The organism is Mesorhizobium sp. M0522 (assembly GCF_040321085.1).
In the GTDB taxonomy this organism is placed as follows: Bacteria; Pseudomonadota; Alphaproteobacteria; order Rhizobiales; family Rhizobiaceae; genus Mesorhizobium.
This window is the reverse complement of record NZ_JAMYQW010000020.1, coordinates 87,275-109,784: the sequence shown is the minus strand read 5'-3', so window position 1 is coordinate 109,784 and position 22,510 is coordinate 87,275. Positions and strand designations below refer to the sequence as shown.

Genomic DNA, 22,510 nt, shown 5'->3' with positions numbered 1-22,510 from the left:
CCGGAGCGCGCGCCATGGCCGAAGCAACCTATGACAGCAGCAACATCTTCGCCAAAATCCTGCGCGGAGAAATCCCTTCGCACCGCGTCTACGAAGATGACGCGGTCATCGTCTTCATGGATGTGATGCCGCAAGGGCAGGGTCACACGCTAGTGGTGCCGAAAGCGCCGTCGCGCAACCTGCTTGACGCGGATCCGGCGGCGCTTGGCCCGCTCTTCGCTCACGTCCAGAAAATTGCGCGGGCCGTAAAGAAGGCCTTCGATGCCGATGGCGTCACGGTTATGCAGTTCAACGAACCAGCTTCGGGGCAGACTGTCTTTCACCTTCACGTCCATGTCATTCCGCGCTTCGAGGGCATTCCCCTGAAACCGCACAGCGGACAGATGGAAAAGCCTGAAGTCCTGGCCGAGAACGCCGGCAAGATACGGATGGCGCTGGCAAGCTGAACCGGCGCAAACCGCTCCGGCGGGCGCCGGGTGCTTAATCGGAAGGTGTCACAAAAAAAGCCCCGTTTCCGGGGCTTTTTTTGACTTGCGGATTCGTCAGTTCTTACGCGGCAGTTGCGGCACAAGGCTGCGCTTGCCACCATCCTTGCCTTTCGGCTCCGGCTTCTGCGCCACCGCCTTTTTCGCGGCCGGCTTTTTCGCCACCGCCTTCTTGGCCTTCGGCGCGTCGTCCGGCTCTTCCTTCTTCGGCTTCACCGGCGCCTCGTCGGCGAGCGATTCGAGCTTCAGGCCGGTCTCGCCGGTTTCCTTCTTCTCGACAGTGACACGTACTGTGCCGCCCTTCTTGAGCTTGCCGAACAGCACCTCGTCGGCCAGCGGCTTCTTGATGTGCTCCTGGATGACACGGCCAAGCGGCCGGGCGCCCATGCGCTCGTCATAGCCCTTGTCGGCCAGCCATGCGATCGCCTCCTGCGACAGGTCGAATGTCACGCCGCGCTCGGAAAGCTGTGCTTCCAGCTGCATGACGAACTTCTGCACCACCTGATGGATGACCGGCACCGGCAGCGAGCCGAACGGAATGATCGCATCGAGACGGTTGCGGAACTCCGGCGTGAACAGCCGGTTGATCGCCTCGACATCGTCGCCTTCGCGCTTGGTCGAACCGAAACCGATGGCCGCGCGCTGCGCGTCGGACGCGCCCGCATTGGTGGTCATGATCAGGATGACATTGCGGAAGTCGATCTGCTTGCCGTTGTGGTCGGTCAGCTTGCCGTGATCCATGACCTGCAACAGGATGTTGAACAGATCCGGATGCGCCTTCTCCACTTCGTCCAGCAACAGCACGCAATGCGGATGCTGGTCGACGCCGTCGGTCAGAAGGCCGCCCTGGTCGAAGCCGACATAGCCGGGAGGCGCGCCGATCAGCCGTGAAACGGTGTGGCGTTCCATATATTCCGACATGTCGAAGCGGATCAGCTCCACGCCGAGCGAGGCGGCGAGCTGCTTGGCCACTTCCGTCTTGCCGACACCGGTCGGACCCGAGAACAGGTACGAGCCGATCGGCTTTTCCGGTTCCCGCAGGCCGGCCCGCGCCAGCTTGATGGCCGAAGTCAGCGCGGTGATCGCGGTGTCCTGGCCGTAGACGACGCGCTTCAACTCGATGTCGAGACCTTGCAGCACCTTCTCGTCGTCGGCGGAAACCGTCTTCGGCGGGATACGCGCCATCGTGGCGATCGTCGCTTCGATCTCCTTGATGCCGATGGTCTTCTTGCGCTTGGCTTCCGGCACCAGCATCTGCGAGGCGCCGGTCTCGTCGATCACGTCGATCGCCTTGTCCGGCAGCTTGCGGTCGTTGATGTAACGCGCCGAGAGCTCGACCGAAGCCTTGATCGCCTCGCTCGTGTAGCGAACCTTGTGGAACTCCTCGAAATAGGGCTTGAGGCCCTTCATGATCTCGATGGCGTCCTCGACGGTCGGCTCGTTGACGTCGATCTTCTGGAAGCGCCGCACCAGCGCGCGGTCCTTCTCGAAGAACTGACGGAACTCCTTGTAGGTGGTCGAGCCGATGCAGCGGATCGCGCCGGACGACAGCGCCGGCTTCAACAGGTTCGACGCATCCATGGCGCCGCCAGAGGTGGCCCCTGCCCCGATCACGGTGTGGATCTCATCAATGAACAGCACGGCGCCGGGATAATCCTCGAGCTCCTTGACGACCTGCTTCAGCCGCTCCTCGAAATCGCCGCGATAGCGGGTGCCGGCCAGTAGCGTGCCCATGTCGAGCGCGAAGATGGTGGCATTGTGCAGCACTTCGGGAACGTCGCCCTCGACGATACGCTTGGCGAGGCCTTCGGCGATTGCCGTCTTGCCGACGCCGGGATCACCGACATAGAGCGGGTTGTTCTTGGAGCGGCGGCACAGCACCTGGATGGTCCGGTTGATCTCGCTCTCGCGACCGATCAATGGATCGATCTTGCCGGCCTTGGCCTTGTTGTTCAGGTTGACGCAATAGGCAGTCAGCGCGTCCTGCTGCTGCTTCTTCTTGCCGCCTTCCTCTTGCGGCTCGGCCCCGCTCTGGCCGCCTTGCTCGTCGTCGGCGCCGCGCGGCGTCCGCGTCTCGGAAGCGCCGGGGCGCTTGGCGATGCCATGCGAGATATAGTTGACCGCGTCGTAGCGGGTCATCTGCTGTTCCTGCAGGAAGTAAGCGGCGTGGCTCTCGCGCTCAGCGAAGATGGCGACGAGCACGTTGGCGCCGGACACCTCCTCGCGACCTGACGACTGCACATGGATCACCGCGCGCTGGATGACGCGCTGGAAACCGGCAGTCGGCTTGGAATCTTCATCGTAGCCGGTGACGAGGTTGTCGAGCTCGGTGTCGATATAGGTGAGGACCGTCTGCTTCAACTCGTCGAGATCGACGTTGCAGGCACGCATGACGGCCGCCGCCTCGGTGTCGTCGATCAGGGCGAGCAGCAAATGTTCAAGGGTTGCATATTCATGGTGCCGCTCATTGGCGAGCGTCAGCGCTTGGTGAAGCGCCTTTTCCAGGCCTTGGGAGAAAGCCGGCATGTTACCTCACTTCTTCTCCATCACGCATTGCAGCGGATGCTGATTCTGTCGGGCGAAATCCATGACCTGAGCCACTTTGGTCTCGGCCACCTCGAATGTATAGACCCCGCACTCGCCCACCCCATGATTGTGAACATGAAGCATTATGCGTGTGGCGGCTTCGCGGTCCTTCTGGAAAAAGCGCTCCAGCACGTGGACCACGAATTCCATGGGTGTGTAGTCGTCGTTAAGAATGAGGACCCGATACAGACTGGGCTTCTTGGTCTTGGTTTTTGTGCGCGTGATGACGGCCGTGCCGCGACCGGCCTCATTGCCGTTGCTGCCGTTCTGCATTCGCACCACGTAGCTCGTGGCAGTCAAACCTGTAGTCACGTAGTCCTGCCTCTTTCGAATCCTCATGCATGCTCGACATGTAGGTGTTCGATGGACGATTTTAAGCCCTTCTGTTTAGCTGACAATATGGCTAGGTGGCCAAACTTGACCGATTTTTCAAATCGTGAAGACCGCAGGCCCCCGATTTCGAGCTGGCATGAAAAAACCCGGCCGCGCGTTCGCGACCGGGTCTGTCTTTGCAAGCCCAGGGGCCGGCTCGGAATGTTCGTCGAATTTACTTCGCCTTGGCGACGATCGATTCGAACGGCTTGTAGGCTTCCTTGGCGAGTTCGGCATAGAGATCACCAAGCTTGGTGGCTTCGGTGACGAAGCTCTCATAGGACTGCTTGGCATAGTCGGACTGGATATCGATCGCCTTGTCCAGCGACTTGGCGGAAAAGAGCTTCTCAACAGCGGCGCTGCCGGCTTCGAAGCTTTTCTTGGTGTACTCGCCCGCCTCGGCGGCGATAGCCTGCGCACCCTTGGACAGCGAGGCGAAGCTCTTCAATCCGGTGTCCGCAAATTCCTTGCCGTATTTGCTGAAATCTTCATAGGTCTGGGTCATTTCACGCATTCCCTTGAACGGTTGCCTTGGACGATAGACGCGGCTTGTCCGGGCCGCGTTGTGCAATGCGTGTAAATATATTGTGCAGTGCACAAAAGTCAAGATTCCCGCGGCAATGCGGATCGTGAGCTGCCGGCAATCGCTAAGATTCGAATAAAGAGAAGCTCAATCCCACAGAAAATGGTGAACGCGGCGGTTACCATAAACGGATTGGTAACGCTGCCCGCGTTAGCGTGGCCGGAGGTGAGGCAGGACCCTTTGCCGCCTCCAAGGCAACGGAAATTCAAAGGAACTATCAGTGCGTAAGGCGTTGTCGGGCTTCGTTTCCAAATCCGCGTCCCCCCTCAAAACGATCATGATCCTCGCCATGGCGATGAGCTTCGTCGTCGCGGACGCGGCCTCATCCATGGCGGCCAAGTCGGCGGCCATCGTCATCGATGCCAAGACCGGCAAGGTGCTTTATTCGTCGGAGGCCGATGGCCGGCGCTATCCGGCGTCGCTTACCAAGATGATGACGCTCTATCTGACGTTCGAGGCGTTGGCGAAGGGCAGGATCAGCAAGAATTCCCCGGTCGTGTTCTCGGCCAATGCCGCTGCCGAACCGCCGACGAAGCTCGGCGTCAAGCGGGGCGGCTCGGTCACGGTCGAGACCGCGATCCTGTCGATGGTGACCAAATCGGCAAACGATTCCGCAACAGCGCTTGGCGAGATGCTCGGCGGCAACGAAGCCAATTTCGCCCGCATGATGACCGCCAAGGCGCGGGCGCTGGGCATGAGGGGAACCGTTTTCCGCAACGCCAACGGCTTGCCTGATCCCGGCCAGTTCACGACCGCGCGCGACATGGCGATGCTCGGCATCGCCCTGAGAGAGCATTTCCCGCAATATTACGGCTATTTCTCGCAGCGCTCCTTTCTTTACGGGCGGCAGCGCATCAACGGCCACAATCGTCTGCTCGGACGCATCAAGGGCGTCGACGGCATCAAGACCGGTTACACCCGCGCCTCCGGTTACAATCTGGTCTCCTCGGTCTCGGATGGCGATCGGCGCATCGTAGCGGTGGTCATGGGCGGCAGGTCCGGCGGCAGCCGCGACAGCCAGATGGCCGGGTTGATCAATGCCTACATGCCGCAGGCGTCGTCGCGCGGCGGCGGCGTGCTGGTTGCCAAGGCCGGCGGCAATCCGATTTCAGCCTTGGCCAAGGTGCTTCTACCGAAGCATGACGCGCCGACACCGGACAGTAAGCCGGACGACGATGCCGTTGCCTCTCTTGTCGAGGAAAATGCGCCCGTCGTTGAAGAGACCGCTCCGGTCGTTCAGGCCAAGAGGGTCAAGACGACGGCTGTGTCGACGGTGGACGACGTGGCGACAGCCCGGGTCGCCGCAGCCTATGCCGAACCGGCGGCAGAGGTCGATCCGGTCAGCACGGCGTCGGTGCCATCCGGCTGGGCAATACAGGTCGCCTCTTCGCCAAAACAGGCCGAAGCGAAGGCTTTCCTCGACAAGGCGACGAAGCAGGCGCCCTCCGTTCTGACCGATGCCTCCGGTTTCACCGTCGCCTTCGACAAGGACGGTGTCACCTACTACCGCGCCCGGTTCGGTGGTTTCGGTTCGAAGACGGCTGCCCGGAAAGCCTGCAACGCTTTGAAAAAGAAGAAGATCGAGTGCTACGCCGTCCAGCAGTAAGCGGCGCGCGAAACGATATCTTTCCCGAAGTTCTGCGTCGAAGGAGACTAGTTGTGATTGGAGAGCAAGACGTCCTTGGCTTCATTGATCCGCGCCGCCAGGAAAGACGTGCCACCGATATCGGGGTGCAGGCGCTGCATCAGGCGGCGGTGCGCCTTGCGGACATCCGCCGCGGCAGCCCCCGCTTCAAGACCAAGGATCTTGTAGGCCTCCTCCTTAGTCATGGCGCCAGAACCTGGCGCAACACCCAGCCCTTCGCCACCATTCGCATCAGCGTCTTTGCGCCAGATGGGAAATCTGCCGTCAAGATACGTCTCTAGCAATTGGCGGCTCTCCGGATCGCCGGAGAGTTCGCGATAGAGTTGCTGCAATTCGGCAAGCCCCATCGAGCCAAGCATCTTGCCTTCATGGCGCCCAGCCAGCACAAGGCCTTCGAGGCCGCCGGTATCGTGATCGAGTTCCATCTCAAGCGCCGCCGTACGAACTGTGGAACGCTTGCCTGGTGCCAGTTTTGCCGCCGGCCGATTCATGCGCATGGAGCCGTACCAGGCGAGCGCAGCCGACAGGATCAAGCCGCCGATGCCCTCGCGCCCGACCAGCAGCACGGCGACGCCGACCAGCCCGAGCAGCACAGGTCCAAGCGTCCTCATGCCGCCTGCAAGCTTCGCCGGATCGGCGCGCAGGAAGACAGTGACCGTGCCGAGAAACACCAGAAGCAATGCTACGAAAGCGATAATCGCGCCCATCAGTTTCCGCCGCCCCGCATATGCTCGATCATCAGCCGATCCTCCGGCCTGCCCCGGGCCTCCAGTGCTTTCAGCCCGCCGGTCGCAAACACGGCGACAGACGAAAGCAGGCCGGCCAACGTCGCGGCAGCCCGCCGATCGAACCGGAACCAGGCCCCTTTCGACAGCCGCGCAATTTCCTTGAACGCCTTTTCCGCAGCGTCATCATGGCCCTCCTGAAAGACGAAGACAGGAACGCCGTGCAGACCGAGGCTGCCGGCCTTTTCGGCCAGATCATCTATGTTTTCTTCCATCGCGTCGCCGATATAGACCAGCGCGTTGACCTTGGCCGCCGCCGTCTGTTTCAGCGCATGGGCGAGCACCTTGCCGATCTGGGTATGGCCGCTGCGGCAGTCGATGCGCGTCATCAGCTGTTTCAGAGCTTCGGTATCGGTGACGAATGCGGACGAGCGGCACTCGCCAAGGCCGCGAAAATAGACAAGTTGAACCTTGAGCGCCCCGGCCTTGCCGACGGCGTCGAACATCTCGGCCTGCAGCGCACAGGCGAGATCCCAGGTCGGCTGGCGGCTCATCGTCGCGTCGAGGGACAGGATCAGCCTACCTGAACCGGTGGCGGATGCAGCGAGCGTCCTTGCCTGACGGAGAAACGCGTCGATCTCGCCGGTGCTCGATTGAGACTCGACCGGCGCAGGATTGGCCTTTGCAGACACGGGCTGCTTCTTGTCGCTCATGACATTCAAGATGTGGCGTTGTTCCCCGGCTTGCAAGCCCAGATGAGGCGACCTGGAGGACCGGTGATGATGGCACCTGCGGACAACGCTTCGGCTGGTGGTCTTGGCGTTGCGTTTCTTGGCGTCAGAGCAGGCCGAGATCGGCAAGCTCACGCCTGAGCTTCGGCGGCATCTCGATCAGCCCGGCTTTGCCCTTGCCGAGATCGGCCGGCGCGTCCGCCGGCTTCAGGTAGCGCCACCCCTGGAATGCACGGCGCGGTTGCCAGTCAGTGCGCACGACCTCGGGATCGAGGATCAGATGGCAACGGCCGATGCCCTCGTCATCGGTGAAGGGCCGGATTTCGGTGATCAGCTGGCGGCATTGGACATTGCCCTTGATCACCCAGTAGAGCGAGCCGCCGCCGGTAATCTCGGCGCCACGCGTCGGCACCATGCGGGTGGTGTGGTAGTGCTCGGCCGGTTCGCCGGCGCGGCGCCGCTCGTCGAGACGGAAGGCAATCCACTCTTCCAGATCCTCGACGCTGTCACAGCCGACGCAAAGCTTTATGAGATTGAGAGACATCGTTTAAGGTTTAGTCCAGCACGCGAACGCGTCAACGGCCTGATCGACTTCTCCACAGTGGTGGTCCATGCCGCCAGATTGGCGCTCAACACTCCACGACATTGACGGCCAATCCGCCAAGGCTGGTTTCCTTGTACTTTTCGTTCATGTCGAGACCGGTCTGGCGCATCGTCTCGATCGCGGCATCGAGCGGCACGAAATGAACGCCGTCGCCCTTGATGGCCAGCGAAGCGGCGGTCACCGCCTTGACGGCACCAAGCGCGTTGCGCTCGATACACGGCACCTGCACCAGGCCGCCGACCGGATCGCAGGTCATGCCGAGATGATGTTCCAGCGCGATCTCGGCAGCATTCTCGACCTGCTCGGGCGTGCCGCCCATGACGGCGCACAATCCCGCCGCAGCCATTGCCGAAGCCGAACCGACCTCGCCCTGGCAGCCGACTTCCGCCCCCGAGATCGAAGCATTGGTTTTGATGATGCCGCCGACCGCCGCCGCCGTCAGCAGGAAATCGCGGATGCTGGGCTGGTCGGCTTCGGGATGGAAATGCAACCAGTAGCGCAGCACTGCGGGCAGAGTGCCGGCCGCCCCATTGGTTGGCGCGGTGACGACACGGCCGCCGGCAGCGTTCTCCTCATTGACCGCCATCGCATAGATCGACAGCCAGTCGTTGGCGAGCAGCGGGTTGGGCCGGTTCTGCTGCCATTGCTCCTGCAGCTTGTCGTGCAGCATCCGGGCACGGCGGCGCACCTTGAGTCCGCCCGGCATGATGCCGTCTTGCGACAGGCCGCGCTCGATGCAGCCCTTCATGGCGCTCCAGATGCCGTCGAGGCCGGCGTCGAGCTCCCCGCGCGACATCTGCGTCTCCTCGTTGACGCGCTTCATCTCGGCAATGGAAAGCCCGCTTTTCGCTGCCATGGACAGCATTTCGACGGCGTTCTTGAACGGATATGGAACCTTCTTGCCTTCGGTTGTCGCCGAGCCCCTCGCCTTCATCCGCTGCAATTCTTCCTCAGAAACGACAAAGCCGCCGCCGATCGAATAGTAGACGCGCCTCAGCAGCAACCGGTCGCCGGCATCATAGGCAGAGAAGGCCATGCCGTTGGCGTGACCCGGCAGTGGCGTCTTGCGATCCAGCACAAGATCCGTTGCCGGGTCGAAACGGTAGGACGAATGGCCGCGCGGCGAAATCCGCTTCTCGGCGGCGATGCGAGCGACGATGCCGTCTGCTAGGTCGGGATCCACCGTCTGCGGCGTCTGGCCGGCGAGGCCGAGCACCACGGCACGATCGGAGCCATGGCCGATGCCGGTATAGGCGAGCGAGCCATGCAGGCTGGCCGCGATCCGGTCGACCTTGGCGCCGGCCGGGCGCGGCCAGTCGTCTCCCGCAATCTCGTCGAGAAACCGCCGCGCGGCCGTCATCGGCCCCATCGTGTGCGAACTCGATGGGCCGATGCCGATCTTGAACAAGTCGAAAACCGAAAGGAACACGTGGGCGTTTTCTCCTGGGACCCTGTTGAGGTCTACATATAGGAATTCCCATGATGTTTTCCGCTGTTTTAAGGACCGCGGCGCTGCACCTGCCGACCTTGTTTGCTCCGGCAGCGACATTCCAGCTTCGACCATCGAAGCGCCCCCTCCGCCTGTGGTAAAAGCAACGCATGAGCGATTCCTTTCACCTATCGACGGCCGACCTTGCGGCGCTGGGGTTCTTCCTTACCGCGTGGGTGCTGCATACGCTCGCCGCCGACGGAATGCTGGTCAGCCGCATGTCGCTGACGAGGGCTATGAACGCGCAGCGCGAGGCCTGGATGCGGACCATGGCCGAACGCGAGATCCGCATCGTCGACACCGCTATCATGAGCGGGCTGCAACAGGGGACCGCCTTCTTTGCCTCCAGTTCGCTGATTGCGATCGGCGGCTGTTTTGCCCTGCTCGGCGCCTCCGATCAGGTTCTGACCGTGCTGAGCGACCTGCCGTTTGGCGCCACGTCCTCACGCGCGGCCTTCCAGACGAAGGTGTTCGGGCTGGTGCTGATCCTGGCCTTTTCCTTCTTCAAGTTCGGCTGGGCTTACCGGCTGTTCAACTATTGCTCGATCCTGATCGGCGCCGTGCCGATTCCAGATGGCGAGGCGTCGCGCAATCCGGTCACCGAAACGGCGGTGTGGCGTGCCGCGCGCATGAACATGCTGGCCGGAAAGCATTTCAATTCGGGCCTGCGCGGCGTGTTCTTCTCGATCGGCTATCTTGGTTGGTTCGTCGATCCCACCGTCTTCGTGCTATCGACGCTGCTGCTTCTGGCGGTACTGGTGCGCCGCCAGTTTTTCTCGGCGGCGCGGCAGGCGGTGCTCGGTCAGCCGCCCGGTCCGGGGAAAGGCCGATCGATGCGGCCCGACAGCCAATAAGCGGTGAGCCCTATCCATTCGCGGATCGCAACAGTGGTGACCTCCAGCCAGTCGCCGGGATAAGGCAAGGTGCCGATGCTTTCCTTGCCGGAAGTGCGATAGTCGACCGGCCACGGAACGGTCGAAAAGCCGGCTTTGTCGAACAGCGCCTTGGCGCGTGGCATGTGGAAGGCCGAGGTCACCAGCAACCAGGTCTCGCCCGGTTTCGGCGTCACCAGTTCCCTGGTAAAGACAGCGTTCTCGTAGGTGTTGCGGGATTTGTTCTCGAGGATCAGCCGATCGGCCGCCACGCCGAAAGCGGCAAAAAAACGCGGCGCGGTATCTGCATCGCCTTCGCCGCCGCGGAACGTTTCGATGCTGCCACCGGAGATAACGACTTTCGCTGTCGGGAACCGCCGCGCCAGCACGGCCGCCTCGACCATCCGGTCGCCGCTGGAGTTCATTTCATAGCCGCCACGCACCAGATTGACGGCGCCATCCAGACTGCCGCCAAGCACTATGATACCGTCAACCTTTTCCGGCAGCGGCGGCCTGGGGAAGCGTTCCTCCAGCCGATTGAGCATCATGGGGCCGAGCGGGCTCCATATCGAAACCGCCAGAATGAGGAAGGCAAGAGCGCTGCCGGCGGTCGCCAACCGTCGCCGCCCGAACATCGCCGCGATCAGCCCCGCCAGCAGCAGGAAGATCGCGAGATTCAACGGCTCGACGAAGAACCCGAGAACCTTGGAGACATAGAAGAACATCCCTCACCCCCTCAAGATGAGAAACGATCCTACCACCATTTTTCCGGCTGAAATGTGCCCGCCGCCTGTTCGATGACATGGGCGGTCTGGAACAGCGTTTCCTCGTCGAAGGGCCGGCCGATCAGCTGCAGGCCGAGCGGCAGCCCCTTGGCGTCGAGCCCGGCTGGAACCGCTATGCCGGGCAAGCCGGCCATGTTCACCGTCACCGTAAAAATGTCGTTGAGATACATCTTGACCGGGTCGGCGGCCATGTCCTCGTCGGCGATGCCGAAGGCAGCGGAAGGCGTTGCCGGCGTCAGGATGACGTCGACGCCTGCTGCGAACACATTTTCGAAATCGCGCTTGATCAGGTTGCGAACTTTCTGCGCCTGCAGATAGTAGGCATCGTAATAGCCGGCGGAAAGCACATAGGTGCCGATCATGATGCGGCGCTTGACCTCACGCCCGAAGCCGGCGGCGCGGGTCTTTTCATACATGTCGACAATGTCCTTGCCGGGCACGCGCAACCCATAGCGGACGCCGTCGTAACGAGCGAGGTTGGACGAGGCTTCGGCCGGCGCCACGATGTAATAGGCCGGCAGCGCATATTTGGTGTGCGGCAGCGAGATATCGACGATCTCGGCACCAGCATCCCGCAGCCAGGCAATGCCTTTCTGCCACAGCGCCTCAATCTCCGCGGGCATGTCGTCGACACGATATTCCTTGGGAATGCCGACCTTCATGCCCCTGATCGGGCGGCCGATCGCCGCCTCGTAGTCCGGCACCGGCAGGTCAACGGACGTCGTGTCCTTCGGGTCGACCGAAGCCATCGACTTCAACAGGATCGCGGCATCGCGCACGTCGCGCGCGATCGGCCCGGCCTGGTCGAGCGACGAGGCGAAGGCTACGATCCCCCAGCGCGAGCAGCGGCCATAGGTCGGCTTGATGCCGACTGTGCCAGTGAAGGCGGCGGGCTGGCGGATCGAGCCGCCGGTATCGGTGGCGGTGGCGCCGGCGCACAGGAAGGCCGAGACCGCTGATGCGGAGCCACCGGACGAACCGCCCGGCACCAGTTGGGCATTGTCCAACGTGCGCGCGGTCCTGGTGCCGCCCGCCGAAACGAAGCCGCCCTCACCCTGATGCGTCGTCGGCATCACCACCGTGTCGAGGCGCGAACGCCGCCACGGGTTGATGACCGGCCCGTAATACGAGGTCTCGTTGGACGAGCCCATGGCGAACTCGTCCATGTTGAGCTTGCCGAGCATGACGGCGCCATCCGCCCAAAGATTGGCGGTGATAGTCGATTCATAGCGCGGCTTGAAGCCATCCAGCACATGGCTGCAGGCCTGGGTGTGGACACCTTCGGTGCCGAACAAATCCTTGATGCCGAGCGGGATACCCTCGAGCGACTCGCCCTCGCCCTTGGCCAGTTTCGCGTCGGAGGCCTTGGCCATGTCGCGCGCCTTGTCGTCGGTGACCACGACGTAGGCATTGAGCGCCGGATTGGCTCGCTCGACCGCCGATAGATAAGCCTCGGTGATTTCGGTGGCGGTGATCTCCCTGGAGCGCAATTTGGCGCGGGCCTGCGAAATCGTCAGCTGGGTAAGGTCGCTCATCAGGCAAGGCTCTTTTCGTAAAACACCGACCACTCGGAATCGGGATAATCCAGTACCGGGCCGCAACGCGAAAAACCGGCGCGTTCGTAGACGGTCCAGGCGGCGGGATGACGGTCGCCCGTCTCCAGCACCAGACGCTTAAGCCCTTCTTGGCGCGCCAGCGCCTCGATACGCTCGACAATCTTCGCGCCGATCTTGTGGCCGCGATGCGAAGGTCGCGTATACATGCGCTTGACCTCGCCTACGACAGCATCGTGGCGCTTCAGTGCGCCGCAACCGATGGCAAGGCCGTTGTCGCGGGCGATGAAGACGGTCGTGTCGCGGTCCGCCATCTGCTCGACCGTCAAATGGTAGCAATGCTCCGGCGGCGTCAGCTCCAGCAATGTGGCGTTGAGCTCCTCGACCAGCCCACGCACATCGTCCTGCAGCGGCGTCTCCGTGGCGATCTCGATTGCCATCGGCCAGCTACTCCACGACCTTAGGCACAAGGAAGAAATTCTCTTCGGTCGCCGGTGCATTGGCGACGATGTCGGCTGCCTTGCCGCCGTCGGTGACGACGTCCTGGCGCTTTTTCATTGCCATCGGCGTGACCGAGGTCATCGGCTCGACGCCGGAAACATCGACCTCGTTCAACTGCTCGACAAAGCCCAAAATGGCGTTCAATTCGCCGGTCATGCGCTCTGCATCCTCCTCGCTCACCGCAATACGGGCAAGATGCGCGACGCGCTTCACGGTTTTTATATCAACGGACATGTTTGTGCCTCGGGGAAAACCAGCGCTATAGCGGCGCGGCGCGTGCCGCGCAACATGCATCGTGCCTTCAACTGCCCTATGGCATCGCCACGCCGTCGCAGAGGAAATAACTGCCGCCGTTGCCGCTCTGCTCGCCTTCGTCGGCGGCAGGCCGAACCGATACCAAGTCGATCTGCTTCGGGCTCATCTGTGTCAGTGAGAGAACATCGGGAAAGACGTAGCCCGGCTCCTGGCATATAGCGGTCACCGCCCAGCTTGGTGAGCGTGTCGCTTTGGTGATCTGCAGGAATTCACAATTATATTCGATGCTTTCCAGGCCATTTGCCGACAGCACGATATTGCCGCCCTCGATCACCGTCTGCAGCGTATCCTTTTTGGCCTGCGCGCAGAGGTCCTCCGATTGCAGATAGACGCCCTCGATGAAATTTTCCGCGGCCAGCGTCGGCGACGCGGCAACCAGCATGGAAATGCAAAGAGAATTTCTCAAGCGCATCGTATCGTTCCGGACCGGCTTTCTTTACACCGTAATCGTCTCGCCGATCTTCGGCAACGCAACTTTCACACCGGATCCATCCAGCCCGGCCACGAATTTGTCGGCGGTCTGATCGATCATCGGAAATGTGCCGAAGTGAGCGGGAACGACCGTCTCGAACTTGAAGAAACGCTGGCAGGCAAGGGCTGCTACCGCGCCACCAATGGTGAAGCGGTCGCCGATCGGCACGATGCCGATCTTCGGTTCGTGCAACTCGTTGATCAGCGCCATGTCGGAAAAAATGTCGGTGTCGCCCATATGATAAAGCGTCTTGTCCTCGGGAAAGTGCAGGACGAGCCCACCAGGATTGCCGAGATAGGTATTCTGGCCACCCTCGCCCGGAAAGGACGATGAATGCAGAGCCTGAACGAAGGTGGTGGTGAAGCCGCCGCAATCGACGGTGCCGCCGATATTGCCGGGATTGATCTGCTTGTCACCGACGCCCTTGCCGACCAGGTACATGCAAATCTCGAAATTGGCGACCAGCATCGCGCCGCTCTTCTTGAGCACTTCGATGGCGCCGCTGATGTGGTCGCTGTGGCCATGGGTGAGCAACACGTGCGTGATCCCTTCGGCCGGCCCTTCCCAGCCGCCCGTCCATGACGGATTGCCGACCAGATAGGGGTCGATGAGGATTTTCGCGCCTTCGATTTCGATTCGGAATGCCGAATGTCCGTACCAGGTCAGTTTCATCAATGCTTTCCTCGATTTTTGCTTCGGTAGAGGATAGAACGCCGACGGCGAAATTAAAGTGCCGCGCACGCTTTGCGCGTATAGGACGTGCGGCGTCGCGGTCAAAGGAAAAGCGGTTGGGCATCATCACCATCGAGGAGTTGCCGGCCCGGCTTGGCGGCGGCAAGACCCTGGCCGGTCTCGACCTCGGCGACAAGACAATCGGCGTGGCGGTTTCCGACCGCGGCTTGTCGTTCGCCCACCCGCGCCCTGTCATCATGCGCAGGAAATTCTCGCTCGATGCCGCAGTGCTGCTCGCTCTGCTACAGAAGGAAAATGCCGGCGCCGTGGTGATCGGCCTCCCCATCAACATGGACGGCTCCGAAGGCCCGCGCGCCCAAAAATCCCGCGCTTTCGTGCGCAACATGGCTGGATTGACCGATCTGCCCTTCCTCTTTTGGGACGAACGGCTGTCGACGGTGGCGGCCGAGCGGACGCTGATCGAGATGGATTTTTCCCGCAAGAAACGCGCCGGCAAGATCGATTCTGCGGCGGCCGCTTTTATCCTCCAAGGTGTTCTCGACCGGCTTCAGGCGCTCGGCGTCGATGCCTGGTCGAAATAGCGGTTGCGCATCGCCGTGATCCAGCCACCAATCGCCTTGCGGCGGCGAAATGCCCAGAACGCCACCAGCAGCAGCCCATCGAACACGCAAGCTTTCGCCACCATGCCCGGAATAAGCGCCGGATCAACGCCGAGCATCTGTCCATAGAGCTGGAAGACGAGATCGTGTAATTGGCGGCTCAGGATGACATAGCCGAAATTGATGTCGTTGAGCGACAGAAAGAACCAGCCCCAAAACAAGAGGAGCGGAGCCGCCCACAGCGCGAACAAGGTGCGCATCAGCGGTCATCCCTCGAATCCAGCCGGCCGGAAATGCGGGCAAGCGAGGAATTATGCGCCGCTGCCTTGGCCATGACATGCGCGGCCGCTCGGATTTCGCCGGTCCCTGGAACTGCCGCGGCAACGGTCGACCGCCGCTCCGCGAGCATCGCGACATAGGACGCCAGAAGTGCCGCCAATTGCACCGCGACAATCATGAACAGCCCATTGATGCCTTGCGCGGCGCCGCCGATGACGATCAGCGACAGCACGCCCAAGGCGGAAATGGAGGCGATTCGCATGACGCTATCGGCGGGATCCGGGTTGGTCGTGTCGCTGGTCAGTGCTTCAACAAAGGCCCAGCAGAACAGCACCGCGACGACAAGCAGTGCCACGGCGAGCGGCGCCACGACGACGGCGTTTTCGAGATCGGCAGATCGAGTGTTCTGGACGGGAACGCCCAGTACGCCAAGGGCCGTCGCCACGCCTCGATTCCCGTCGATGCAAATGAACGCCAGCAGGGCGAAAACGGTCGCCCAATGCAATGCCAGAAAAGAGCTCAGAATATGCCGCATGACGCTCCTGCTTCGCAGGGCAAAGCCGCTCAAGCTGAACAATCCTTGCCTTAACCATAACACTGGGCTTTGCCACCGGCCGCCGCAATGGAAACCATTCGTTAAGGTTAACGGCCATTCACAGGGTCGCGAGAGCGGCAGCGAATTGGGCGACGGCCCTTAGTTGATCGGCGGGTAGAGCGTATCGATGATCATGCGCGCATCATGGCGGGAATCGATCATGCCATAGGTATTGCGCCACTGGCCGGCGAGGCGCGTTTCGACGAAGGCGTCGGCGATCCGCCCTGCCCCCAGCCTGCGAAGCTCTGCCGCCGCCGCCGACAATGCCAATTGCTCGGTCAAGAGCCGCGCCGAGCCCTCGTCGGTTGCTGCGACCTGCATTGCTGCCTTGAGCACGCCGACGGTGCCGCGTCCGCCGGCGCCGAGATCGCGGTCGATGCCGGCCAGCACGTCGTCGAACAGGCCTGGCGCGCGGCCGAGCACGCGCAACACGTCGAGCGCCATGACGTTGCCTGAACCTTCCCAGATCGCGTTGACCGGAGCTTCGCGATAGTAGCGGGCGAGCGGCCCCTCCTCGACATAGCCATTGCCGCCGAGGCACTCCATCGCTTCATAGAGCAGCGGCGGCGCAATCTTGCAGACCCAGTATTTGACGACCGGCGTCATGGCGCGGGCGAAGGCCGCCTCGCCGCGGTCGCCGGCCGCCTCGTCGAAGGAGCGCGCCAGCCGGAACGACAGCGCGGTAGCGGCGGCAACGTCGAGCGCCATATCGGCCAGCACACGCTGCATCAGCGGCTGCTCGATCAGATTGGTTCCGAACACCTTGCGGTGGCGCGTGTGGTGGACAGCCTCGGCCAGTCCGGCCCGCATGATCGCTGACGAGGCGACGGCGCAGTCGAGCCGCGTCAGGGTCACCATGTCCATGATCGTCTTCACGCCCGCGCCGGGCTCGCCGACCATCTCGCCGATGGCATTGACGAATTCCACCTCCGACGAGGCATTGGATCGATTGCCGAGCTTGTCCTTCAGCCGTTGAAAACGGAAGCCGTTGCCGGATCCGTCGCCGAGCAAGCGGGGCACGAGAAAGCACGATAGTCCCTCCGGCACCTGTCCGAGCACCAGGAAGGCATCCGACATCGGCGCCGACATGAACCATTTGTGGCCGGTCAGGCGATAAAACCCGCTGCCCGCGCGCTCGGCCCTGGTGACGTTGGCACGGACATCGGTGCCGCCTTGCTTCTCGGTCATGCCCATGCCGAGTGTCAGCCCGGCTTTTTCGACCGGAGGCTTTTGGCTTTGATCGTATTTGCGCGTCGTCACCCGAGGCGCCCATTCGCGAAACAGCTTCGGGCTGGCCATCAGTGCTGCCAGCGAAGCGCTGGTCATGGTGATCGGGCAGAGATGTCCGGTTTCGAGCTCAGCCGTGAGGTAAAAGCGTGCAGCGCGCACCTGGTGGCGGCGGCCGATCTCGGCGTCGCCATTCTCCCAGACCGACGAATGCAGCCCGTTGGCAACAGAGCGGCGCATGAGCGCGTGATAGGCGGGATGGAACTCGACCTGGTCGATGCGCCGGCCCTGGCGGTCATGGGTCCTGAGCTTCGGCATCTCGACATTGGCAAGACGGGCCAGTTCCTGCGCCTCATGGGTCAGAACGAAACGGCCAAGCCCGTCGAGGTCCTTGCGCACTGGATCGGAAAAGCGCTCGGCAAGCTGGATCAGCAACGGATCGCCCCGCCAGGCGTTGCCGCCGGCCAGCGGCGGCGGCTGGTTGGTCACGTCGTCAGTCACGCTTCGTCCTTATCACCTGAAGGCTGCGAATCCAAAGCCAAGGCGGTTTATAGCCTATGGCCAGCGGCGCGCGACGAAAATACCGGGGAGAACCAATCCAATCCCAAGCCGGTGCTTGCAGCCGCGGAGCCTCCCCCCTATAGCAGCGACTTGAGATGACCGACGCATCGTCCCTGCCGCTTTATCCCCACCGCCATCTTCTGGGCATCCGCGATCTTTCCCCTGCCGACATCGAGCTTCTGCTCGACCGGGCGGACAGGGCCGTTGCCATCTCGCGGCAGTCGGACAAGAAGACATCGACGCTGCGCGGCCGCACCCAGATCAATCTCTTCTACGAAGCCTCGACCCGTACGCAATCGTCATTCGAGCTGGCCGGCAAACGGCTCGGCGCCGATGTCATGAACATGTCCGTAGCGAGTTCGTCGGTGAAAAAGGGCGAGACGCTGATCGATACGGCGATGACGCTGAATGCCATGCGTCCCGACATATTGATCATCCGCCATCAATCGGCCGGCGCGGCAGCACTTCTCGCCCAAAAAGTCGGCTGTTCGGTGGTCAATGCCGGCGACGGCGCCCATGAGCACCCTACCCAGGCGCTGCTCGACGCACTAACCATCCGCCGCGTCAAGGGTCCGTTGTCGAAGCTGATCGTGGCGATCTGCGGCGACATCCTGCATTCGCGCGTGGCCCGCTCCAACATCATCCTGCTCAACGCGCTTGGTGCCCAGGTCAGGGTCGTCGCCCCTTCGACGCTTTTGCCCGCCGGCATCGAGAAGATGGGCGTCATCGTCACCCGTTCCATGGCCGAGGGTCTGAAGGACGCCGACGTGGTGATGATGCTGCGCCTGCAGCGCGAACGCATGGAAGGCGCTTTCGTACCGTCGGTGCGCGAATATTTCCGCTATTTCGGCCTCGACGCGGAGAAGCTGAAGGCGGCCAAGGACGGTGCGCTGGTCATGCATCCCGGCCCGATGAACCGCGGCGTCGAGATCGCCTCCGAGATCGCCGACGGCCCGCAAAGCGTTATCCAGGAACAGGTTGAGATGGGCGTCGCCGTGCGCATGGCGGTTATGGAAGCGCTGCTCGACCCCCGTCGAAACCACGAGGGCCGCGCCAGATGAGCATAACGGTCTTCAGCCGGGCCCACATCGTCGACCCGTCGCGCGGCATCGATGAGGTCGGCACCGTCATCGTCGAAGGCCGCAAAATCGTTGCCGCCGGCAAGGCGGCTTTGAACCAGGGCGCGCCCGAAGGCGCCACCATCATCGACTGCGCCGGCAAGACTATCATTCCTGGATTGATCGACGCGCGCGTCTTCATCGGCGAACCCGGCGGCGAACACCGGGAGACCATTGCTTCGGCGAGCATCGCTGCGGCGGCCGGCGGCGTCACCTCAATCGTCATGATGCCCGATACCGACCCGGTGATCGACAATGTCGCACTGGTCGAGTTCGTGCTGCGCACCGCCAAGGACACCGCAATCGTCAACATCTTGCCGGCAGCAGCGATCACCAAGGGGCTGGAAGGCCGCGAGATGACCGAATTCGGCCTGCTGCGCGAGGCCGGCGCGGTCGCCTTCACCGATGGCCGGCATTCTATTGCCAGCGCGCTGGTGATGCGCCGCGCGCTGACCTATGCGCGCGATTTCGGTGGCGTCATCGCGCATGAAACCCAAGACGCCGACCTCGCTTCGGCCGGCGTGATGAACGAAGGCCTTTACGCAAGCTGGCTTGGCCTTGCCGGCATTCCGCGCGAAGCCGAATCGATCCCCCTGGAGCGCGATCTCGCGTTGGCTCGGCTGACCGGCGGCGCCTATCACGCTGCCAAGATTTCGACGGCTATGGCGGCAAACGCGGTAGCGCGCGCAAAAGCCGATGGCGCCAACGTCACATCAGGCGTGTCGATCCACAATCTGTCGCTCAACGAGAATGATGTCGGCGAGTACCGCACCTTCTTCCGGCTGACGCCGCCGCTGCGCGCCGAGGAAGACCGGCTGGCGATGATCGAAGCGATCAAGGACGGCACCATCGATCTCATCGTCTCCTCGCACGACCCGCAGGACGTCGACACCAAGCGCCTTCCCTTTGCCGATGCCGCGGCCGGCGCCATCGGCCTGGAAACGCTGCTAGGCGCAGCGCTGCGGCTCTATCACAATGGCGACGTGACGCTGCTCCGGCTGGTCGAGACACTGTCGACCGCGCCGGCAAGATTGTTCGGCCTGCCCGGCGGCACGCTGAAACCGGGGGTATTGGCCGACCTTTCGCTCGTCGATCTGGACGAGCCATGGGTCGTCAGCGAGAGCGGCATCCGCTCACGCTCGAAAAACACCTGTTTCGAAGGCGCACGACTGCAAGGCAAGGTCTTGCAAACGATGGTGGCGGGCCGCACAGTGTTTTCGGCCTAGGACGAAAACAGGCGTCACGGCTTAAAATCCGCTCAGCCAAGGAAAGTTCGGGGGAACAATGGCTTACAGTCCCGTCTTGGCATTGGTGTTCGGCTATCTTCTCGGCTCGATCCCGTTTGGCCTGCTGATCACCCGTGCCGCCGGCCTCGGCGACGTGCGCAACATCGGCTCCGGCAACATCGGCGCCACCAATGTGCTGCGCACCGGCAACAAGAGCTTGGCCGCGGCCACGCTTCTGCTCGACGCCCTTAAAGGCACCGCGGCGGTGCTGATCGCAGGCCGCTTTGCGCCCGAGCTCGGACTTTGGGCCGGCTTCGGCGCGTTTTTAGGTCATCTCTTTCCGGTCTGGCTCGGCTTCAAGGGGGGCAAGGGTGTCGCCACTTACCTTGGCGTGCTGATCGGCCTTGCCTGGCAGGCGGCGCTGATCTTCGCCGTCGTCTGGCTGGCGGTGGCCTTCCTGTTCCGCTTCTCCTCGCTTGCGGCACTGACGGCATCAGTCGTGGTGCCCATGGCGCTGTATTTCCTGAGCACGCCGCAGATTGCCGGGCTTTTCGCGGCGATGAGCCTAATCGTCATCGTAAAGCACCGCGCCAACATTGCGCGGCTGCTTGCCGGCACCGAGGGTAAGATCGGGGCCAAGGAGTGAGCGAGCCCGACGCCGGGCCGCGCCTCAGCGACCGGCAGCGGCTGAGCTGGCTTCGTCTGATCCGCACGCCGAATGTCGGCCCGGCTTCCTTTCGCGACCTGATCAACCGGTTCGGTTCGGCCGAAGCAGCGCTATCGATGCTGCCCGAGCTGATGATTTCGGGTGGCGCCAAAAAAATCGTCCGCATCCCGTCCATTGCCGAGACCGAGGCGGAGCTGGAGACCGCCCGGCGGGCTGGCGCCCGCTTCGTCGGCATCGGCGAAGCGGATTATCCGCCGCTGATGAAAAGCATGGATCATCCGCCGCCGCTGCTCGCGGTCAGGGGCAATAGCGCGGTGTTCCGCTTGCCAGCGGTCGCCATCGTCGGCGCTCGCAACGCATCGCTGGCCGGCATCAAGATGGCGCGGATGCTGGCGGCGGATCTCGGCCGCGACGGCTATGGCATCGTCTCCGGCCTAGCGCGCGGCATCGATACGGCCGCGCACCAGGGCAGCCTTGCGACTGGCACAATCGGCGTGCTCGCCGGCGGCCTCGATTTGCCCTACCCGCCCGAAAATGCCGGCCTGTGCGACGAGATCGCCGAGCGCGGCGGCGCCATCATTTCCGAAATGCCGTTTGGCTGGCAGCCGCGCGCACAGGATTTTCCGCGCCGCAACCGGCTCGTCGCCGGTGCTGCATTGGGATTGGTGGTGGTCGAGGCCGCACAGCGCTCCGGCTCACTGATCAGCGCCCGGCTTGCCGGCGAGATGGGCCGGCTGGTCTTTGCCGTTCCCGGTTCGCCGCTCGATCCGCGCGCCGCCGGCACCAATGGCCTGCTCAAGGACGGCGCAACCCTTGTCACCGAGGCCGCCGATATCACCAGCGCGGTCGCGCCGCTGGTCGGCGCCTGGGCCCCAAGGACATCGCCGCTTGAGGAGCCGCCCGACTTTTCGGCAACGCCGCCGCCGCGCGAGGACGACCGCGACCGCGTCGTCGAGGCGCTCGGCCCGACGCCAGTGGCGGTAGACGAGATCATCCGCCACACCGGCCTGCATCCCGCCCAAGTGTTCATGGTGCTGCTGGAGCTCGACCTCGCCGGACGGCTCGAGCGCCATGCCGGCGGTAATGTCTCGCTGATTTGACCGAGAGCTTGCGCATGTCCCGGCACGCAATTCCGACGTGATTCCATGACTGATCTAGGTGAGAAGCCAAAGCAGACGCTGTTCACTCGTACGACGGCCCTCGTTTGGGCAGCGTTGAGCGTCATGCTGGCGCTGAAATGGTCGATGGATCTCGGCATGCTGGGTTTTCCCGACGGCTACATAACGCCCTTCGCAAGAGCGACCAGCACGCTTTTGGGCATTCTGACCGCAGCCTGCATGGCCCAGGGTCTCTACTTTTCTTGGCCGGTGTGTTGGGCAGGAAGGTAAGCACTGCCCGTCTCGGTGTACAAATCCTTGCCGCAGCAGTTCTCACCGTGGCGCTAGTGCTTATCGTGAAGGATTGTCCGCATTCACAGCTGTGCAGCAGAGCCTATGAGGCGCTCACCGGCACGATGATGGACGATGGAGCGGGCGGCTAAAGCCACTGCATGCGTTCGGCACGAGGTTGTCACCCATGTCTTAGGTACAAACTGTTACCCATGTCTCCGGGCCGTACAATCTTGATTTTGGTGAGCGCGATGGGATTCGAACCCATGACCTACTGATTAAAAGTCAGTTGCTCTACCGGCTGAGCTACGCGCTCCCGCGGGCTCAGAAAGGCCGCCCTCGAAATTGCGCGGAACATAGGGAGAGTGCCTCTGCCGGTCAACCGGAAAAAGACGGCTCTCAATTCCGGACTGTCCTGCAGTGTCATCATGCCTTGCGG

The 22,510-nt window shown here is 62.6% G+C and carries 25 protein-coding genes and 1 tRNA gene; 9 read left to right on the top strand and 17 right to left on the bottom strand.

From position 1 onward, the window contains the following. The first annotated feature begins 14 nt into the window (after positions 1–14). Positions 15–446: an HIT family protein gene (locus NKI58_RS21105; RefSeq protein ID WP_352593442.1), complete on the top strand. Its 432-nt coding sequence runs from the start codon at positions 15–17 to the stop codon at positions 444–446. A gap of 96 nt (positions 447–542) precedes the next feature. Here the strand turns inward: NKI58_RS21105 and clpA are convergent, their stop codons facing one another. The 3 genes from clpA to NKI58_RS21090 all read right to left on the bottom strand — a co-directional run bounded on the left by clpA (position 543) and on the right by NKI58_RS21090 (position 3,948). Next, positions 543–3,011 (bottom strand): ATP-dependent Clp protease ATP-binding subunit ClpA, encoded by a 2,469-nt coding sequence (gene clpA, locus NKI58_RS21100; RefSeq protein ID WP_352785231.1) that lies wholly within the window; start codon positions 3,009–3,011, stop codon positions 543–545. A gap of 6 nt (positions 3,012–3,017) precedes the next feature. After that, positions 3,018–3,344: an ATP-dependent Clp protease adapter ClpS gene (gene clpS, locus NKI58_RS21095; RefSeq protein ID WP_023674921.1), complete on the bottom strand. Its 327-nt coding sequence runs from the start codon at positions 3,342–3,344 to the stop codon at positions 3,018–3,020. A gap of 274 nt (positions 3,345–3,618) precedes the next feature. Further along, a complete protein-coding gene (locus NKI58_RS21090; RefSeq protein WP_352471661.1) occupies positions 3,619–3,948 on the bottom strand; it encodes a phasin family protein in 330 nt (109 codons plus the stop codon). Positions 3,949–4,246: 298 nt separating this feature from the next. Between NKI58_RS21090 and NKI58_RS21085 the strand changes: the two genes are divergently transcribed. Next, on the top strand, positions 4,247–5,632 hold the full coding sequence (locus NKI58_RS21085; RefSeq protein ID WP_352785234.1) for a D-alanyl-D-alanine carboxypeptidase: 1,386 nt from the start codon (positions 4,247–4,249) through the stop codon (positions 5,630–5,632). Positions 5,633–5,679: 47 nt separating this feature from the next. Here NKI58_RS21085 and NKI58_RS21080 read toward each other — a convergent pair whose 3' ends face one another. The 4 genes from NKI58_RS21080 to NKI58_RS21065 all read right to left on the bottom strand — a co-directional run bounded on the left by NKI58_RS21080 (position 5,680) and on the right by NKI58_RS21065 (position 9,160). Beyond that, a complete protein-coding gene (locus tag NKI58_RS21080; RefSeq protein ID WP_352593451.1) occupies positions 5,680–6,378 on the bottom strand; it encodes a DnaJ domain-containing protein in 699 nt (232 codons plus the stop codon). Continuing rightward, entirely contained in the window at positions 6,378–7,109 is a 732-nt protein-coding gene (locus NKI58_RS21075; protein WP_352785237.1) for a vWA domain-containing protein, read from the bottom strand. Before NKI58_RS21075 ends, NKI58_RS21080 begins: the two co-directional genes overlap by 1 nt. A 124-nt stretch (positions 7,110–7,233) precedes the next feature. Further along, positions 7,234–7,671 carry a DUF1489 family protein gene (locus NKI58_RS21070; RefSeq protein ID WP_023674916.1) on the bottom strand — a complete coding sequence of 146 codons (438 nt, stop codon included), beginning with the start codon at positions 7,669–7,671 and terminating at the stop codon, positions 7,234–7,236. An 85-nt stretch (positions 7,672–7,756) separates the two neighbouring features. Beyond that, complete coding sequence (locus NKI58_RS21065; RefSeq protein WP_352624899.1) at positions 7,757–9,160, bottom strand: L-serine ammonia-lyase; 1,404 nt, start codon at positions 9,158–9,160, stop codon at positions 7,757–7,759. Between the two features lie 170 nt (positions 9,161–9,330). On the opposite strand from NKI58_RS21065, the gene NKI58_RS21060 reads away from it, so the two are divergent. After that, positions 9,331–10,074, top strand: coding sequence for a DUF599 domain-containing protein (locus NKI58_RS21060; RefSeq protein ID WP_352853727.1), 744 nt, complete (start codon positions 9,331–9,333; stop codon positions 10,072–10,074). Here NKI58_RS21060 and NKI58_RS21055 read toward each other — a convergent pair. From NKI58_RS21055 to NKI58_RS21030, 6 genes are all read right to left on the bottom strand, one after another. After that, complete coding sequence (locus tag NKI58_RS21055; protein ID WP_023674913.1) at positions 10,023–10,817, bottom strand: YdcF family protein; 795 nt, start codon at positions 10,815–10,817, stop codon at positions 10,023–10,025. The genes NKI58_RS21060 and NKI58_RS21055 overlap by 52 nt on opposite strands. 29 nt (positions 10,818–10,846) lie before the next feature. Next, on the bottom strand, positions 10,847–12,412 hold the full coding sequence (locus NKI58_RS21050) for an amidase (protein ID WP_352624901.1): 1,566 nt from the start codon (positions 12,410–12,412) through the stop codon (positions 10,847–10,849). After that, positions 12,412–12,870, bottom strand: coding sequence for a GNAT family N-acetyltransferase (locus NKI58_RS21045; RefSeq protein ID WP_352620059.1), 459 nt, complete (start codon positions 12,868–12,870; stop codon positions 12,412–12,414). The genes NKI58_RS21050 and NKI58_RS21045 overlap by 1 nt, the downstream gene beginning before the upstream one ends. 7 nt (positions 12,871–12,877) lie before the next feature. Next, positions 12,878–13,165, bottom strand: a complete 288-nt coding sequence (gene gatC, locus NKI58_RS21040; protein ID WP_023674910.1) for an Asp-tRNA(Asn)/Glu-tRNA(Gln) amidotransferase subunit GatC — start codon at positions 13,163–13,165, stop codon at positions 12,878–12,880. 76 nt (positions 13,166–13,241) lie between these two features. Next, positions 13,242–13,658, bottom strand: a complete 417-nt coding sequence (locus NKI58_RS21035; RefSeq protein WP_352471669.1) for a hypothetical protein — start codon at positions 13,656–13,658, stop codon at positions 13,242–13,244. 24 nt (positions 13,659–13,682) lie between these two features. Next, positions 13,683–14,390 (bottom strand): metal-dependent hydrolase, encoded by a 708-nt coding sequence (locus tag NKI58_RS21030; protein WP_352785243.1) that lies wholly within the window; start codon positions 14,388–14,390, stop codon positions 13,683–13,685. Between the two features lie 116 nt (positions 14,391–14,506). Between NKI58_RS21030 and ruvX the strand changes: the two genes are divergently transcribed. After that, on the top strand, positions 14,507–14,992 hold the full coding sequence (ruvX, locus tag NKI58_RS21025; RefSeq protein ID WP_023674907.1) for a Holliday junction resolvase RuvX: 486 nt from the start codon (positions 14,507–14,509) through the stop codon (positions 14,990–14,992). On the opposite strand, the gene NKI58_RS21020 is transcribed toward ruvX, so the two are convergent. The 3 genes from NKI58_RS21020 to NKI58_RS21010 form a co-directional block, all read right to left on the bottom strand. After that, positions 14,959–15,270, bottom strand: a complete 312-nt coding sequence (locus NKI58_RS21020) for a DUF6105 family protein (protein ID WP_352448794.1) — start codon at positions 15,268–15,270, stop codon at positions 14,959–14,961. The two genes, ruvX and NKI58_RS21020, sit on opposite strands and share 34 nt — an antisense overlap. Beyond that, complete coding sequence (locus NKI58_RS21015; protein ID WP_352785246.1) at positions 15,270–15,824, bottom strand: hypothetical protein; 555 nt, start codon at positions 15,822–15,824, stop codon at positions 15,270–15,272. Before NKI58_RS21015 ends, NKI58_RS21020 begins: the two co-directional genes overlap by 1 nt. Positions 15,825–15,983: 159 nt before the next feature. After that, positions 15,984–17,612 (bottom strand): DNA alkylation response protein, encoded by a 1,629-nt coding sequence (locus NKI58_RS21010; protein WP_352455730.1) that lies wholly within the window; start codon positions 17,610–17,612, stop codon positions 15,984–15,986. Between the two features lie 155 nt (positions 17,613–17,767). Between NKI58_RS21010 and NKI58_RS21005 the strand changes: the two genes are divergently transcribed. From NKI58_RS21005 to NKI58_RS20985, 5 genes are read left to right on the top strand one after another with little or no spacing between them, the layout of a single operon-like run. Beyond that, positions 17,768–18,733 (top strand): aspartate carbamoyltransferase catalytic subunit, encoded by a 966-nt coding sequence (locus NKI58_RS21005; RefSeq protein ID WP_352620063.1) that lies wholly within the window; start codon positions 17,768–17,770, stop codon positions 18,731–18,733. Beyond that, a complete protein-coding gene (locus NKI58_RS21000; protein WP_352785249.1) occupies positions 18,730–20,016 on the top strand; it encodes a dihydroorotase in 1,287 nt (428 codons plus the stop codon). The genes NKI58_RS21005 and NKI58_RS21000 overlap by 4 nt, the downstream gene beginning before the upstream one ends. A gap of 58 nt (positions 20,017–20,074) precedes the next feature. Further along, positions 20,075–20,662: a glycerol-3-phosphate 1-O-acyltransferase PlsY gene (gene plsY / locus NKI58_RS20995; RefSeq protein WP_352620065.1), complete on the top strand. Its 588-nt coding sequence runs from the start codon at positions 20,075–20,077 to the stop codon at positions 20,660–20,662. Further along, positions 20,659–21,783: a DNA-processing protein DprA gene (gene dprA, locus NKI58_RS20990; RefSeq protein ID WP_352620066.1), complete on the top strand. Its 1,125-nt coding sequence runs from the start codon at positions 20,659–20,661 to the stop codon at positions 21,781–21,783. The genes plsY and dprA overlap by 4 nt, the downstream gene beginning before the upstream one ends. 45 nt (positions 21,784–21,828) lie before the next feature. After that, complete coding sequence (locus NKI58_RS20985) at positions 21,829–22,071, top strand: hypothetical protein (RefSeq protein WP_352620067.1); 243 nt, start codon at positions 21,829–21,831, stop codon at positions 22,069–22,071. Positions 22,072–22,311: 240 nt separating this feature from the next. Here the strand turns inward: NKI58_RS20985 and NKI58_RS20980 are convergent. Continuing rightward, positions 22,312–22,387: transfer RNA gene (locus NKI58_RS20980), tRNA-Lys, on the bottom strand. Between the last annotated feature and the right edge of the window lie 123 nt (positions 22,388–22,510).

Coding starts and splice junctions, on each gene's coding strand:
- NKI58_RS20985 (WP_352620067.1), top strand. CDS start 21,829: ATGACTGATCTAGGTGAGAAGCCAAAGCAGACGCTGTTCACTCGTACG.
- NKI58_RS21090 (WP_352471661.1), bottom strand. CDS start 3,948: ATGACCCAGACCTATGAAGATTTCAGCAAATACGGCAAGGAATTTGCG.
- NKI58_RS21015 (WP_352785246.1), bottom strand. CDS start 15,824: ATGCGGCATATTCTGAGCTCTTTTCTGGCATTGCATTGGGCGACCGTT.
- NKI58_RS21060 (WP_352853727.1), top strand. CDS start 9,331: ATGAGCGATTCCTTTCACCTATCGACGGCCGACCTTGCGGCGCTGGGG.
- NKI58_RS21030 (WP_352785243.1), bottom strand. CDS start 14,390: ATGAAACTGACCTGGTACGGACATTCGGCATTCCGAATCGAAATCGAA.
- NKI58_RS21070 (WP_023674916.1), bottom strand. CDS start 7,671: ATGTCTCTCAATCTCATAAAGCTTTGCGTCGGCTGTGACAGCGTCGAG.
- NKI58_RS21105 (WP_352593442.1), top strand. CDS start 15: ATGGCCGAAGCAACCTATGACAGCAGCAACATCTTCGCCAAAATCCTG.
- plsY (WP_352620065.1), top strand. CDS start 20,075: ATGGCTTACAGTCCCGTCTTGGCATTGGTGTTCGGCTATCTTCTCGGC.
- NKI58_RS21050 (WP_352624901.1), bottom strand. CDS start 12,412: ATGAGCGACCTTACCCAGCTGACGATTTCGCAGGCCCGCGCCAAATTG.
- NKI58_RS21045 (WP_352620059.1), bottom strand. CDS start 12,870: ATGGCAATCGAGATCGCCACGGAGACGCCGCTGCAGGACGATGTGCGT.
- NKI58_RS21075 (WP_352785237.1), bottom strand. CDS start 7,109: ATGAGCGACAAGAAGCAGCCCGTGTCTGCAAAGGCCAATCCTGCGCCG.
- NKI58_RS21000 (WP_352785249.1), top strand. CDS start 18,730: ATGAGCATAACGGTCTTCAGCCGGGCCCACATCGTCGACCCGTCGCGC.
- clpS (WP_023674921.1), bottom strand. CDS start 3,344: ATGCAGAACGGCAGCAACGGCAATGAGGCCGGTCGCGGCACGGCCGTC.
- NKI58_RS21005 (WP_352620063.1), top strand. CDS start 17,768: ATGACCGACGCATCGTCCCTGCCGCTTTATCCCCACCGCCATCTTCTG.
- gatC (WP_023674910.1), bottom strand. CDS start 13,165: ATGTCCGTTGATATAAAAACCGTGAAGCGCGTCGCGCATCTTGCCCGT.
- NKI58_RS21035 (WP_352471669.1), bottom strand. CDS start 13,658: ATGCGCTTGAGAAATTCTCTTTGCATTTCCATGCTGGTTGCCGCGTCG.
- NKI58_RS21020 (WP_352448794.1), bottom strand. CDS start 15,270: ATGCGCACCTTGTTCGCGCTGTGGGCGGCTCCGCTCCTCTTGTTTTGG.
- NKI58_RS21080 (WP_352593451.1), bottom strand. CDS start 6,378: ATGGGCGCGATTATCGCTTTCGTAGCATTGCTTCTGGTGTTTCTCGGC.
- NKI58_RS21055 (WP_023674913.1), bottom strand. CDS start 10,817: ATGTTCTTCTATGTCTCCAAGGTTCTCGGGTTCTTCGTCGAGCCGTTG.
- clpA (WP_352785231.1), bottom strand. CDS start 3,011: ATGCCGGCTTTCTCCCAAGGCCTGGAAAAGGCGCTTCACCAAGCGCTG.